Origin of the sequence: Rhodococcus sp. FH8, assembly GCF_019266085.1 — a bacterium.
GTDB classification, from domain to species: domain Bacteria; phylum Actinomycetota; class Actinomycetes; order Mycobacteriales; family Mycobacteriaceae; genus Rhodococcus_F; species Rhodococcus_F qingshengii.
In genome coordinates this window covers 1273230-1286609 of the sequence record NZ_LPNQ01000057.1, presented here as the reverse complement: position 1 = coordinate 1286609, position 13380 = coordinate 1273230, and the positions used below count along the sequence as shown (strand labels likewise).

The window sequence follows — 13380 nt, the reverse complement described above, 5'->3', positions numbered from 1 at the left end:
TCAGTATCGATACTCCCCGTTGAGCTGAGACCGATCTTGACGGTGCTTTGACGCGATGGCCCGCAAATCTGTACGGGTTCACAACGGGGGTTCGAGTCGCGGGAAGCCTTGTGACAGCTGATCAATCCAGCGAGCGCGCGTGGCGAGAATATCGCGGTTCCGAGACTCCGATTGGGCGGCGACGTGCGAAAGTAGGTCGCGAAGTCGGCCCAGAACGAGTGGCGAGTTCGATGCCGAGGCTATGACGTCGTCCAGTCCGGTTCTGACGAAGCTCGTGAAGTCGGGCAGTGGAATCACCACACGCAGATCACCACGCTCGTCGACGGCCCGGATCGAATCTGCGCGTACGGAGGTCACCCGAGAGAGGAGGTCCTCGATCTCGTCCAGAGCCTGCACGGCCGTCGCAGGATCGTTGATAGCGGGTGAGAGCGCTCTGAGCGCGATGTCAGCCAACAACCGAATCGCGAGTAGGGGGTCCTGGGTGAAGGTCCGCTCACTCCCACTGACCAAGGCGTCAAGGATCGTGTTGGCGGGCATGGGTCCGCCGTAGACGTCGGCGAGCGGCAATCCGTCTCGCAGCGTGCTACCCGGCGACACTCGGAGGACCACCATGGATCGGCAGTTCCGAGCGTTCTGCAGCAGATCTTCGACGAGGATCTGCTGCAGAACGGCCGGCGGTCGATGCCACTCGATTGTCGTGATCACCGGAAGTGTTGGTAGAGGAGGCAACTCCAGATCAGTGGTGGGGTACACGGCGGCGAAGACTGCTCGGCCACGACTCGAGATCGTGGTCAGTACCGGAGCCAACTGGATGGCCGAGAATGCGCGCAGCTGGAGCAGCCTGATCAGCGTCAGCGTGGCCAAGAGCGCCAGCACTGCGAGACTTGGCACAACCACGGACACATCCGTTTCGTTGCTGATGGCGAGCGCCGCCGTGATGTCGAAAACCGACTGGCCTATCGCGAAGGCAAATGTCCGCCACACGATGGGGTCGTCGCGGAACAACAACAAGCGAGGAGTGAAGGTGGTCGCGGCCCACTGGACGACGAGGAACAGCAGCGAGAAGATCACTGCCACTACACCCAGTAACCCCAGTCCGAGGGCAACGAGCATCTCGCTGACCTGACGGGCGGGAATCATCGGGCCGCTCCGGATATACGGCATCCCCAGTCCGGCAGCCAGCCCCACGACGACGCACAGGATCTGGGTCAGGCCGGCACGTACACGGCGCCGGGGGACGAGGAAGGCATGCCCGATCGGGGTGGGAGCGAAACGTCCGGGCTGATCCACACTTCAAGCCTCCACGCTGCGGCAATGGTGCGCCTTCACCCGAAACGGATGATGTCGACGTCGTCGTGATCCTGAAACGCTTGAAAGAGCCATGTGAGAGACAGAAGGCGAGACGTCATGACGGATCCGACAGACCAGAGCCGCGCCGTACTACCGATTCCGGATCGACAACATCTTGGTCTGGTGACGTACGACGCGAAGGATCCGGACACCGAGTTTCCGCCGATCACTCCGCTACTACCGCCGGCCGGCGCACCCAATGTTCTGGTGGTCCTGTTGGACGACGTGGGATATGGCGCGAGCAGTGCCTTCGGAGGACCAGCGGACACACCGACTGCTGAGCGATTGCAAAGTAATGGGCTCACGTACACGCGGTTTCACACGACGGCACTGTGTGCTCCGACCCGCGCCGCTCTTCTGAGCGGGCGCAACCATCATTCGGTCGGCATGGGATCGATCACCGAAACCGCTACCTCGGCTCCTGGTCTTTCCGGCCTGCGGCCGAATACCAAAGCCGCACTGCCGATGACGTTGAAACTCAACGGATACTCGACGGCGCAGTTCGGCAAGTGTCACGAGGTTCCGCCGTGGCAAACATCCCCGGTGGGACCGTTCACGTCGTGGCCGACGGGAGAAGGCGGATTCGAGCATTTCTACGGATTCATCGGCGGGGAGAACAACCAGTATTACCCGGCGCTGTACGAGGGCGTCGCGCCTGTCGAGCCGGACAAGTCACCGGAGGAGGGTTACCACCTCACCGAAGACCTTGCCGATCACGCGATCGACTGGGTTCGGATGCAGAAGTCCTTGGCTCCGGACAAGCCGTTCTTCGTCTACTTTGCACCCGGCGCCACACATGCACCGCACCATGTTCCGAAGGAGTGGGCCGACAAGTACGAGGGCCGGTTCGCAGGAGGTTGGGACGCCCAACGCGAATCGATTCTCGGGCAGCAGAAGCAGCGGGGAGTCGTTCCCGCGGATGCGGTCCTCACCCCGCGTCCCGAGGCCATTCCGGCGTGGGAGGATATGAGTGAGGAGATGAAGCCCGTCCTCGAACGCCAAATGGAAGTCTATGCAGGATTTCTCGAACACACCGATTTCCATGTCGGCCGGCTTGTCGATGCGATCGAAGAACTCGGAGCTCTCGACAACACCCTCGTGTACTACATCATCGGAGACAACGGAGCGTCCGCAGAGGGGACGATCAACGGCGCTTTCAACGAGATGGCCAACTTCAACGGACTCGCCGCCATCGAAACACCCGAGTTCATGGCGGAAGTGAAAGACAAGTTCGGTACCAAGGACGCATACAACCACTATTCCGTGGGGTGGGCGTGGGCAATGTGTACGCCGTATCAGTGGACGAAACAGGTTGCGTCACACTGGGGTGGCACCCGTAACGGGACGATCGTGCACTGGCCTGCAGGGATTCGGACCAAGGGGGAGACGCGGTCGCAGTTCACCCACGTCATCGACGTTGCACCGACGATCCTCGAAGTCGCGAAACTACCGGAACCGACCTTTGTCAACGGCGTCCAGCAATCACCCATCGAGGGGACCAGCATGGTCTACACCTTCGACGACGCCGAAGTCGCCGAACGTCACGATCTGCAGTACTTCGAGATGGCCGGCAATCGCGGTATCTATTACAAGGGTTGGAGTGCGGTCACCAGGCACAGCACTCCGTGGCTTTTCGCGGAGGCACTCCCCGCACTCGACGACGACGTGTGGGAGCTCTACGACGGGTCTCAGGATTGGACGCAGTCCAAAGACTTGTCGGCTGAGATGCCGGAGAAACTCGCTGCACTGCAACGCTTGTGGTTGATCGAAGCGGTCAAGTACAACGTGCTTCCGATCGACGACCGAAGATTCGAGAGGTTCAACCCTCACATCGCGGGGCGTCCGCAGTTGGTGTCCGGGAACCGACAGGTTCTGTTTCCCGGAATGAAACGGCTGAGCGAGCACAGCGTGCTGAGTATCAAGAACCGATCGTTCAGTGTCACAGCAGCAGTCGACGTCGCGGATGGCATTACTGCCAACGGTGTGATGATCGCGCAGGGAGGCAGATTTGGCGGCTGGGCACTTTACGCGCGGGAAGGCCGCGCCAAATTCGTCTACAACCTATTGGGCATGACTGAGTTCGTCATCGCTTCCGACGTTGACATTCCGGCAGGATCACACCAGATCAGAGCTGAGTTCACTTACGACGGAGGTGGTCTCGCGAGAGGCGGTGGGGTCACGATCTATCACGACGGTCGCGAAGTGGGCTCAGGTCGCGTCGAGCAGACGCAACCGATGGTGTTCTCCGCGGACGAGACCACCGACATCGGGGATGACTACGGCATGCCTGTCAGTGTCGATTACAGTGGCGCAACCACATTCAACGCACGTATCGACGTCGTGCAGATCGATGTCGGTGACGACGACCATACCCACCTCATCGATCCGGAGGAGGTGGCGCGAGTGGCGGTGTCCAGACAGTGATTCCACAGGCAAGAGCAGCAGTCACAATCTCCTGAGGGAGGGTCGCAATGCCGACCGTCATCCGAACTGTTCACGATCTGGTCCGCCACGCGCGCGGGCCGACGCACCATCACCACCATCAATCCGTGCACGAGGCGCGGCGAATACGTGCCCACCACATTCTGGTCACGCATTCGCTCGCCTGATTTCGGGGCTACAGGTCGCGCGCCAATGCTCGTCCGGCTGCGCGGCCCGAGAAGATGCAGCCGCCGAGGAAGGTCCCCTCGAGTGCGCTGTAACCGTGGACTCCGCCGCCGCCGAAGCCCGCGACTTCACCGGCTGCGTACAGGCCGTCGAAGACACTGCCGTCGGCCTTGATGACCTGCGAATCCAGGTTGGTTTCCAAGCCGCCGAGAGTCTTGCGTGTGAGCAGGTGCAACCGGACCGCGATCAGTGGGCCGTTCTTGGGGTCCAGGATCTTGTGCGGTGCAACGACGCGCACGATCTTGTCTGCCAACAGATTACGGGCACCGTGGATGGCGGTGACCTGGAAGTCCTTGCTGTACTTGTTGTCGACTTCGCGGTCGCGGGCGATCATCTCGCGCTCGATGTCCTCGTAGTCGAGGAGCGGTTCGTCGGTGAGGGCGTTCATGCCGTCGACCAGATCACGAAGGTTGTTGCGCACAACGAAGTCGGCGCCCTTCTGCTTGAACGCCTCGACCGGTCCCGGCGCGCCCTTCTTGATTCGTTCGAGGAGGAGCTTGAAGTCGCGGTTGGTGAAGTCCGGGTTCTGTTCCGATCCCGAGAGTGCGAACTCCTTCTCGATGATCTTCTGGTCGAGGATGAACCACGTGTACTCGTGGCCGCTGTCCAGGATGTACTTGAAAGTTCCCATCGTGTCGAAGCCCGGGAAGTTGGGGACCGGCAGACGCTTGCCGGTGGCGTCGAACCACATCGAGGACGGTCCGGGAATGATTCGGATTCCGTGGTTCGGCCAGATGGGATTCCAGTTCTGGATGCCTTCGGTGTAGTGCCACATGCGGTCGCGGTTCACGATGTTTCCGCCCGCGGATTCGGTGATTTCGAGCATGCGCCCGTCGACGTGCGCCGGTACTCCCGTCAGCATGTGCTTGGGTGCCTTGCCAAGTCGCTCGGGCCAGTTTTTCTTCACCAGTTCGTAGTTGCCGCCGATTCCACCGGATGTGACCACGACGGCCTGTGCGGCGAACTCGAATTCGCCGATGGGGGTGCGCGAGCTCTTCACGCCGCGCAGATCACTGGAAGGTTCGAGGACGGTTCCGCGTACACCAGTGACCGCACCATCGGTGACGACGAGTTGATCGACTTGGTGGCGGTGCTTGAACGTGACCAGTCCACGCTTCTGAGCGGCGATCACTTTGGTCAGAAAGACATCGACGACGCCAGGTCCGGTGCCCCAGGTGAGGTGGAAGCGCGGCACCGAATTTCCGTGTCCGAGAGCCATTCCGCGGCCGCGTTCGGCCCAGCCGACATTCGGCATCAGGCGAAGCCCCAGATCGTGCAGGTACTGACGCTTGTCGCCGGCCGCGAACTCGACGTACGCCTTGGCCCACTGACGCGGCCAGTGATCTTCGCGGTCGCGGTCGAATCCCGCTGTGCCCATCCAGTCCTGCATCGCCAACTCGAGGGAGTCCTTGATGCCGAGTCGGCGTTGTTCGGGGCTGTTCACGAGGAAGAGTCCGCCGAGAGACCAAAATGCCTGCGCGCCGAGGTTGGCAGCGTTCTCCTGTTCCACGACAAGGACTTTGCGGCCCGCGCGCGTCAGTTCGTAGGTGGCGACCAGTCCCGCCAGCCCTGCCCCGACAACGATGACGTCAGCTTGTTCGCTCACGACAACTCCTCTTCCGATTGGTTGTTCTGGATTATTTCGCTGTAGGACAGCAGAATTCGAGTGAAGATATCGCGGCGCAGTGCAAAGGCGGCGTTGGTGTCGGTATCGACGAGGCACTGCACGCTGGTGCCGTCGTGCACTGCAACCAATGCCCGTCCCAACGCCGTCGGGTCGCCGACGATTGTTCGCCCGACGTCGCTGAGTGCGGACTCCACGATGGGCAACAGGGTGCGAAGGATCGCGTCTTCACGGTCGGCAAGGGCTTTGCGAAGTGCCGGGTTGCGGAGCGCGTGGGCTGTGAATTCCGCGTTGATCCGGTACCACTGCGGGTCGACCGGAACCACCGCCACGATCCGGGCGACAGCGGCATGGATGTCGACGGTGTTACCGGCGGTGATCGACTCCGTCGCCAACCGCAGATCGGCGAGCATTGCTGCGGATCGCTGCTCCCACATCGCGAAGAACAATTCGTCGAGTGAATCGAAGTTGGAGTAGAACGCGCCTCGGGAGTATCCGGCGCGTTCGCAGATCTGCTCGACCGTGGCGTGCCCGAACCCGGCTTCGGAGAAGACATCTGCAGCCGCGTCGAGCAGGCGCTGCCGGGTCTGACCACGGCGTTTGGTGACACGCTTGGCCGGCGAGTTGTCCGTTCCAGTCGTCATCGGCGCCTCCGTCAGGGTGGGACCCCAAACGATACACCGATGTATCCGATGCGTAGGCGTATCTCGATCTGTTCTTCTTCGCAGGTATTTCTATGCGTATCTAGTAAATGTCCAAGAGAAGTGAATATTCAGGTGTGATCGCTACAGATGCAGATCACGCTTCCTGATCGCCGCAGTGGCGGCGACGCTGATCGCCGAGGTGGCCACCAGATATCCACAAGCCAGCCACGGTGAACCGCCGCTGGCGCCGATCAGTGCCGTCAGAATCAGAGGTGTGACGCCGGAGGCGTAGATACCCGAGAACTGGTAGACGACCGACAACCCGGTGTACCGGATTTCTGTAGGGTAAAGGCTCGCATACAGGGTTCCCTGGGCACCGTAGAACAAGGCATGAATCACTCCGAAGACCACGACCATCGCGACTCCGAAGAGCAGGAGATTCTCGGTACCGAACAGTGCGAAGGCGGGGAAGATCGCGAGGCCGTACGCGGCGATGCCCACGATGTAGACCCGTTGCGGGCCGAACCGATCGGTGAGTAAACCGGAAAACGGCAGCAAGATCGCCATCACTACTGCGGCCACGGTGACCACAAGAAGTACGGGAACCTTTTCGAAATGCAGCGTCTTGGTTGCATACGTGATTGCAAAGACGCCCCAGGTGTTGAACGCGGCGCCCTCGCCCCAGCGAGACAACATGCCCAGTACGGTGTTTCGCGCGGCTTTTCCTTGAAAGACTTCCCTGAGCGGGGCGGACGAGCGCTGTTCGAGGTCGCGAACGGCCTGAAAGGCGGGCGTCTCGTCCACCTTCAAGCGGACCACCAACCCCACGATCACGAGCACCAGGCTCAGGACGAAGGCGATGCGCCAGCCGAAACGGAGAAACTGGTCGTCGTCGAAGACTGTTTGAAGCAGCGCGAACATTCCTGTGCCCAATGCCAACCCGAGAGCCAATCCGATCTGCGGGATGCTGCCGAACAGTCCACGCTTCTTCTCCGGACTGTGTTCGACCGCCAAGAGAACAGCTCCGGCCCACTCACCACCGAGAGCAAATCCCTGCAGGATACGAAGCAGCAGAAGCAGAATCGGCGCAACGACTCCGATCTGAGCGGCGGTCGGAAGAACGCCCATCATCGCCGTCGCGATACCCATGATGAACATCGTGAGAGCAAGCGTCTTCTTGCGCCCGATGCGATCGCCGATGTGACCGAACGCCACTCCACCGATGGGGCGAACGAGAAAGCCGACTGCGAAGGTCGCAAAAGAAAGCATGGTCCCGACAAAGGAACTCTGGTTGGGGAAGAACAGTTGGTTGAAGACGAGGCTCGCGGCCGTCGCATAGAGGAAGAAGTCGTACCACTCGACCGTCGTGCCGAGCAGGCTCGCGGCGACGACGGTTCTCAGTCTGGATCGCCGCTCGTCGTCGGTCTCGTTCGAGAACGGTGAATTGTGCTCGACTTCGGCAAACGTGGTCATCGGAGCCCCCGGGTCGCGGTGCAAATTCACGAAGCTATCGCCGGAGCCGAAAGTGGGCACCCCTAGCGATCAGGGTGATTTCAACCCTGTTCTTCGAGGTGGACTGTGGTTGTAATGACAGAAGAGTTCTGCCTGTTCGTCGACGAAAGGAATCACCGTGTCACTGCGCTTCCACTGGTTCTTGCCTACTTACGGTGATTCCCGGAATCTGATGGCGGGTGGACACGGCAGCTCGATGTCCGGTGATCGTCCGGCGACGCTGAAATACCTCAATCAGATCGGCGCGGCCGCCGAGACGAACGGCTTCGAGGCCGTTCTCACACCCACCGGCGCGTGGTGCGAAGACGCATGGCTGACGACAGCGATGATGGTCGAGACCACCGAGACGCTCAAGTTTCTGGTTGCTCTGCGACCGGGATTGCTCAGCCCGACGCTGGCCGCTCAGATGGCCGCTACCTTCCAATGGCAGTCGGGTGGTCGTCTGCTGCTCAACGTCGTGACCGGCGGGGAGGACCACGAGCAGCGCACGTTCGGTGACTTCCTCGACAAGAACCAACGGTACGCACGATGCGGCGAGTTCCTCGACGTGATCCGCCAGTTGTGGTCCGGTAACGGTCCGGTTGATTTCTCCGGCGAGTACGTCAACGTGGAAAAGGCTACGCTGCAGCGCATTCCGGATCCGGTACCGCCCATCTTCTTCGGTGGATCGTCGCCGGCGGCCGGAACCGTCGCATCGCGTTACGCGGATACGTATCTCACCTGGGGTGAGACGCCGTCCGCTGTTGCCGCCAAGATCGCCTGGATTCGCGACCTCGCGGAAGTTCAAGGTCGTCACCTCGACTACGGAATCCGTCTGCATGTCATCAGCCGGGACACCTCGGAACAGGCATGGGCAGAAGCGGATCGGCTGCTCAGTGCGCTCGATCCGGCGACCGTCGAGCAGGCTCAGGCGAGTCTTGCGCGATCCGGCTCCGAAGGTCAGCGTCGGATGCTCGAATTGCACGGCGGCGGTTCGGCTTACAAGGAGGGCGTCGGAGCGAGGTCGCTGGAGATTGCGCCGAACCTGTGGACCGGCGTCGGATTGGTGCGAGGGGGTGCAGGCACCGCATTGGTAGGTTCGCACCAAGAAGTGGCTGATCGGATTGCCGAGTACGCGGCGATCGGCCTGGATCACTTTGTATTGTCGGGCTATCCCCATCTCGAAGAGGCGTATCAGTTCGGTGAGGGTGTGCGTCCGATCCTCGAAAAGCGTGGATTGGTAGCACCGCACGGTTCGGTCGGCGGACCGGTGCGGACGCCCTTCGTCTCCAGTGGGAACTGAGTCGAACAGCGAGCTCTTCGAGAAGGGGACGTTTGTCCCGATCTTTCGGGCACGGCCTCCCTCCGGGGCTATTCACGCAATTCGGTCAGTAGATCCGTTCTAGGCTGCGCACTGTTGCCGAACTCAAGGCGCAGTACGAAAGGATCCTCGATGAAGCTGGGCACGAGTGGAGTACGTCGCGTCGTGGGAACCGTGGCAGTCGCCGCTGCAACCGCGGCAGGCGTCGCGATGGTCAATCCTGCAACTGCGTCGGCCGAGGTGGTCCCGCCGGTCGTCTCGTACAAGGTGACCGGAAACGATCTGGCACTGACGATCACGAACAACAACACGGGCATTGCCCCGTTGTGCCAGGCGTTTGTCGTCAACGCCGCGGATTCTGCTGCCGTGCTTGATGATCCGCTCAAGCTGCTCGATCCGAACCTTGTGGTGTACCCCAAGATCACCGACCCGTCCTCACTGTTCGCCGTCGGTAAGGGGCAGACGGTCACCAACACCGTGACCGATGTTCCGGACGGAACCTACGCCGTGCTCGGTGCCTGCTCCGATCTTCTCGATCTGGAGACGTTGGGTAAGCCTGTTCCTGGCGTGCCGAGCCTCGTTGTCATCGGTGGACCGTTCAGCGGCATCAATACCGGAAGCCTGAGCGACCTGTTCGGCAGCGGCAGCCTCGAAGGACTCTTCGGGTAGCTCACCGTCTGTCTCTCCAATTTTCCGACTGAGCGGTCTATTCTTCAGGCATCTGGTGATCTGACCGACTTGCCTGGAGGTTCGGAAATGCGAAGTCGTGGATTCAAACGCGTTCTCGGAAGCATTGTCGCGGCGTCGGCCGCCGTCGTGGGACTGGTTGTCATGACTCCGGCGACGGCGTCGGCATCACCGGCGATTCTCCCGCCTCCGGTGTCGGTGAGCGCAGCGGACAATGCGATCACCTTCACCATCACCAATCCGAACCCGCGGTTCAGCTTCATCAACTGCACAGTGGCGATCCTCAACGCCAGGGATGTCCCCGACGTGATCCGCGATCCGGCAAAGCTGCTCCAGCCCGGCGTGTTGGTGTATCCGACCGTCAGCAACATCCTCGATCTGTTTGCCGTTTCGCCTGGGCAGACGATCACGCGGACCGTCGGCAATCTGCCGGCCGGGGTGTACGCCGTTGCGGGAGCGTGCGTTCGACTGCTCGATCCGACCAATCCCACTATCGCGATTCCGCAGGCCGTTGTGGTCGGCGGCTGGTTCGAGGGCGCCGGAACTGGAAGTCTCTCAGGTTCTTTGGAGGACCTGGGATACAACACGGTCCAGGACTTGATCGACGCATGGAATCGGATCAGCTCGGGAAGCAGCGGCGGTAGCTTTCAGTTCGAGTACCAAGGTGGCTCGGATTTCGAGGTAGTGGGTCCGACGTCGTAGTAGGTGCAGCTCACTTGCGTGCACGATGACGCCGCACCGCGTCGCGATTCGCACACGTGGGGGAGCAGTACCGCTGATTGCCGTTGCGTGAGGTGTCCGCATAGATGTTGGTGCACTCGTCCAGGGTGCACCGACCTAATCTGTGCATTCCGCGGCCGACGAGGTGCAGCGCCGTGCCTACCGAGAAGAGGGCCTTGAGGACCTCGGCGAGCGACTGTTGCGGATCGCGGTAGTGCAGATGCCACCCGTCGTTGGCGTGGTTGGTCATGCGCGGATACGCCGACGCTTGCTCGAGCATGACGTTCACCAACTCGGCGCGGGCTGCCTCCTCCGTGACGTCGACGATTTTCGACCACTCGATCAGAAGGTCGAGGGTCTCGTCGAGGTCCTTCTCGGCGATGGGGAAATCGAGAATGATGCCTGCATCGACGCAGCGTTCGACGAGTTCGGCCAAGGTCTCGGGATTTCGATTGGCCAGGTCGGCGGCCAGCGTCACCGCATATTCGCCGTAAGGGTTGAGATGCACAATGCCATTACATCATGCTCGTCGTATGAAGAAAACAGATTTCGCGCCGATAAGTTGCATCCACCGCTGGGAGATCGAATCTCGGCATCGGACCAGCGAGGGGACGGTCACCTACCTGCGCTGCCATTGCGGGTCGTGGCAGACCTTGCTCGCCGAATGGGTGTCGGGCGGTACGGGCTCGGCCGTCGCTGCGCCGATCAAGGTCAGGTCCAGGTAATGGTCAGCTAATCGCTCCGTTTTGCCTCGGGTGACATGGAACGTGTTCTAGATTCAGGGTTGTATGCCTCGGTATCGCGGCGCAGACTCTGAAAGGGAAGACGATGCAGTTCAACCTCGCTGATGTATTCGAAACCGTCGCCAGCTCGGTGCCTGATCGCGTCGCCTTGACTTACGAGGGAGAGAACTTCTCCTACGCTGAGCTGGACGCGGAAGCCAATCGAACGGCCAACCTGCTCGCGCAAGCCGGCATCTCGCGCGGCGATCATGTAGCCCTGTTCCTGAAGAACAGCGTCGAACATGTCACGTCGATCCTCGGGTTGATCAAGATCCGTGCGGTCCCGATCAACGTGAACTACCGGTACACGCCCGCCGAGCTCGAGTACATCTTCACCAACTCCGACTCGGTCGCAGTGGTCGTGGAACTCCCCGAGCATCAGCGTGTCCTTGCTTCCCTTTTCGGTGCATGCCCGAAGGTGAAGACGGTGATCGTGATCGGCGAGGTCGAGGCCGAACTGGTCGCTGCCGCGAAAGTCCATGAAGTGTCGGTGATTTCCTTCGACGACGCTCGCGAGATGTCACCGGTAGGGGAGTTCGATTCTCGTTCGGGCGACGACGTGTACCTCCTCTACACCGGCGGGACGACCGGATACCCGAAGGGTGTCATGTGGCGTCACGACGACTTCTTCCGTAAGCCGCTCTCCGGCGGAAATCCGTACGGCGAGGAAGCTCGACAGGACCTCGCCGAGATAGCCAGCGCTGCAAAGGAATTTCCGGAACTCTCGTTCCTCATTGCCGCCCCCCTCATGCACGGCGCAGCGTTGTATTCGCTGTTCACGTTCCTCACCCTCGGCGCGCGCGTGGTACTACGACGAGAATTCGTTGCGGAGAAGGTCGTCGAAGCGATCGAGAAGGATTCGGTACAGGTGATCTTGATCGTCGGTGACGGCATGGGACTGCCGTTGGTCGACGAGATGGAACGACGCAAAGACGAGGTCGATTTCAGCACCCTGTTCTCGATCACCTCGGGTGGTGCGATCTGGTCCACCAGCGTTCGGGATCGCATGCTGGCGGTGAAGCCGGACCTGCTGTTGCGCGACAACTTCGGAGCCTCGGAGTCCGGTAACGACGGCGCCTTCTCCATCGACGAGGCGGGGAATCTGCGAATGCCGCCCTCGCCGAACATGATCCTGGTCGACGAGCGGCTCGAAGAGATCCCCGCCGGCTCCGACGACGTGGGCTACATCGCGCGTATCGGAAACGTCCCGCTCGGGTACTACAAGGACGAAGAGAAGACCGCCCGCACGTTCCCGACCCGCGCTGACGGCACCCGTCTTTCGGTGCTCGGCGACATGGGCAAGGTTGAAGCGGACGGCACGATTGTCTTCCTGGGCCGCGGCTCACAGTGCATTAACACCGGCGGCGAGAAGGTTTTCGCCGAAGAGGTCGAGGCTGCCCTTCACGCGCATCCGGCGATCTCCGACGCGCTTGTCGTCCCCGCACCCGACGCGCGCATGGGGCAGCAGGTTGCCGCGGTGATCGCGACCTATCCCGAGTCCGACGAGCTGACTCTCGAAGCGGTTCAGGAACATTGCCGTAAGACGTTGGCCGGTTACAAGGTGCCGCGCACGATCGTGCTGGTCGATGAAGTCAAGAGGACCCCGGCCGGTAAGGCGGACTACCGCTGGGCGACGACACTGGCGTCGTCCTAGCAGTGTGGAGTGGGTGGCGACAACCTTTCACACGGATTTCACCACGACATAAGAGACATACCGGAAAGATGGCGCAGAGTAAGTCGTTCGCGCCTTGCGTCGTCACTCCACGAAAGGGTCTCAGCTCATGCTCATCATCGGAATACTCCTGTTCGGGATCGTCATCGGAGCGGGAGCCCAGCTGATTCTGGGGAAAACGACCGCACGAGTGGACTGGACCTTCGCGTTCATCGCGGGAATCGGTGGTTCGCTGGTCGGCGGATTGCTCGTGAGTTTGATTGCAGGCGACGGATTATCATTGCGCCCGAGCGGCATCCTCGGGTCCCTTGCCGGCGCTGTCATCATCACCGCGGGGTGGCAGTGGTACCGCGGGAGGAACGCAACTACAACTACGCGTCCGTCTGATCGCTGATTTCCACAGTTCCGTCAGGGGACGGAGA

13 protein-coding genes are annotated in these 13380 nt (G+C 61.2%); 8 read left to right on the top strand and 5 right to left on the bottom strand.

Going from position 1 to position 13380, the window contains the following annotated elements; all coding sequences use genetic code 11:
• Positions 1–78: 78 nt before the first annotated feature.
• Positions 79–1290 (bottom strand): DUF2254 family protein, encoded by a 1212-nt coding sequence (locus ATN38_RS08910; RefSeq protein WP_218747820.1) that lies wholly within the window; start codon positions 1288–1290, stop codon positions 79–81.
• Positions 1291–1407: 117 nt separating this feature from the next.
• On the opposite strand from ATN38_RS08910, the gene ATN38_RS08905 reads away from it, so the two are divergent.
• The gene (locus ATN38_RS08905; RefSeq protein WP_218747819.1) at positions 1408–3774 is read left to right on the top strand and encodes an arylsulfatase; all 2367 of its coding nucleotides are present in this window, start codon (positions 1408–1410) and stop codon (positions 3772–3774) included.
• A gap of 47 nt (positions 3775–3821) precedes the next feature.
• On the top strand, positions 3822–3959 hold the full coding sequence (locus ATN38_RS08900) for a hypothetical protein (protein WP_156511708.1): 138 nt from the start codon (positions 3822–3824) through the stop codon (positions 3957–3959).
• A gap of 8 nt (positions 3960–3967) precedes the next feature.
• Here ATN38_RS08900 and ATN38_RS08895 read toward each other — a convergent pair whose 3' ends face one another.
• The 3 genes from ATN38_RS08895 to ATN38_RS08885 all read right to left on the bottom strand — a co-directional run bounded on the left by ATN38_RS08895 (position 3968) and on the right by ATN38_RS08885 (position 7758).
• Positions 3968–5623: an FAD-binding dehydrogenase gene (locus ATN38_RS08895; protein WP_003940084.1), complete on the bottom strand. Its 1656-nt coding sequence runs from the start codon at positions 5621–5623 to the stop codon at positions 3968–3970.
• Positions 5620–6285, bottom strand: a complete 666-nt coding sequence (locus tag ATN38_RS08890) for a TetR/AcrR family transcriptional regulator (protein ID WP_003939987.1) — start codon at positions 6283–6285, stop codon at positions 5620–5622. Before ATN38_RS08890 ends, ATN38_RS08895 begins: the two co-directional genes overlap by 4 nt.
• Before the next feature lie 141 nt (positions 6286–6426).
• Complete coding sequence (locus ATN38_RS08885) at positions 6427–7758, bottom strand: MFS transporter (protein WP_042447217.1); 1332 nt, start codon at positions 7756–7758, stop codon at positions 6427–6429.
• A 157-nt stretch (positions 7759–7915) separates the two neighbouring features.
• Between ATN38_RS08885 and ATN38_RS08880 the strand changes: the two genes are divergently transcribed.
• The 3 genes from ATN38_RS08880 (at position 7916) to ATN38_RS08870 (ending at position 10486) form a co-directional block, all read left to right on the top strand.
• A complete protein-coding gene (locus ATN38_RS08880) occupies positions 7916–9079 on the top strand; it encodes an LLM class flavin-dependent oxidoreductase (RefSeq protein WP_042447073.1) in 1164 nt (387 codons plus the stop codon).
• Between the two features lie 150 nt (positions 9080–9229).
• Complete coding sequence (locus ATN38_RS08875; protein WP_007729952.1) at positions 9230–9766, top strand: hypothetical protein; 537 nt, start codon at positions 9230–9232, stop codon at positions 9764–9766.
• Between the two features lie 87 nt (positions 9767–9853).
• Positions 9854–10486 (top strand): hypothetical protein, encoded by a 633-nt coding sequence (locus tag ATN38_RS08870; protein WP_218747818.1) that lies wholly within the window; start codon positions 9854–9856, stop codon positions 10484–10486.
• A 10-nt stretch (positions 10487–10496) separates the two neighbouring features.
• Here the strand turns inward: ATN38_RS08870 and ATN38_RS08865 are convergent, their stop codons facing one another.
• Positions 10497–11012 (bottom strand): CGNR zinc finger domain-containing protein, encoded by a 516-nt coding sequence (locus tag ATN38_RS08865; protein ID WP_003940315.1) that lies wholly within the window; start codon positions 11010–11012, stop codon positions 10497–10499.
• Positions 11013–11037: 25 nt separating this feature from the next.
• Here ATN38_RS08865 and ATN38_RS08860 point away from each other — a divergent pair, with 25 nt between their 5' ends.
• The 3 genes from ATN38_RS08860 (at position 11038) to ATN38_RS08850 (ending at position 13352) form a co-directional block, all read left to right on the top strand.
• Positions 11038–11229: a hypothetical protein gene (locus tag ATN38_RS08860; RefSeq protein WP_042447067.1), complete on the top strand. Its 192-nt coding sequence runs from the start codon at positions 11038–11040 to the stop codon at positions 11227–11229.
• 103 nt (positions 11230–11332) lie between these two features.
• A complete protein-coding gene (locus ATN38_RS08855; RefSeq protein ID WP_063315715.1) occupies positions 11333–12940 on the top strand; it encodes an AMP-binding protein in 1608 nt (535 codons plus the stop codon).
• Between the two features lie 127 nt (positions 12941–13067).
• Positions 13068–13352 carry a hypothetical protein gene (locus ATN38_RS08850; protein ID WP_003939785.1) on the top strand — a complete coding sequence of 95 codons (285 nt, stop codon included), beginning with the start codon at positions 13068–13070 and terminating at the stop codon, positions 13350–13352.
• Positions 13353–13380 lie beyond the last annotated feature (28 nt).

Excerpts from the sequence above, each read along its gene's own strand:
- ATN38_RS08850 (WP_003939785.1), top strand. The coding sequence starts at position 13,068 with ATGCTCATCATCGGAATACTCCTGTTCGGGATCGTCATCGGAGCGGGA.
- ATN38_RS08905 (WP_218747819.1), top strand. The coding sequence starts at position 1,408 with ATGACGGATCCGACAGACCAGAGCCGCGCCGTACTACCGATTCCGGAT.
- ATN38_RS08885 (WP_042447217.1), bottom strand. The coding sequence starts at position 7,758 with ATGACCACGTTTGCCGAAGTCGAGCACAATTCACCGTTCTCGAACGAG.
- ATN38_RS08855 (WP_063315715.1), top strand. The coding sequence starts at position 11,333 with ATGCAGTTCAACCTCGCTGATGTATTCGAAACCGTCGCCAGCTCGGTG.
- ATN38_RS08870 (WP_218747818.1), top strand. The coding sequence starts at position 9,854 with ATGCGAAGTCGTGGATTCAAACGCGTTCTCGGAAGCATTGTCGCGGCG.
- ATN38_RS08860 (WP_042447067.1), top strand. The coding sequence starts at position 11,038 with ATGAAGAAAACAGATTTCGCGCCGATAAGTTGCATCCACCGCTGGGAG.
- ATN38_RS08875 (WP_007729952.1), top strand. The coding sequence starts at position 9,230 with ATGAAGCTGGGCACGAGTGGAGTACGTCGCGTCGTGGGAACCGTGGCA.
- ATN38_RS08900 (WP_156511708.1), top strand. The coding sequence starts at position 3,822 with ATGCCGACCGTCATCCGAACTGTTCACGATCTGGTCCGCCACGCGCGC.
- ATN38_RS08890 (WP_003939987.1), bottom strand. The coding sequence starts at position 6,285 with ATGACGACTGGAACGGACAACTCGCCGGCCAAGCGTGTCACCAAACGC.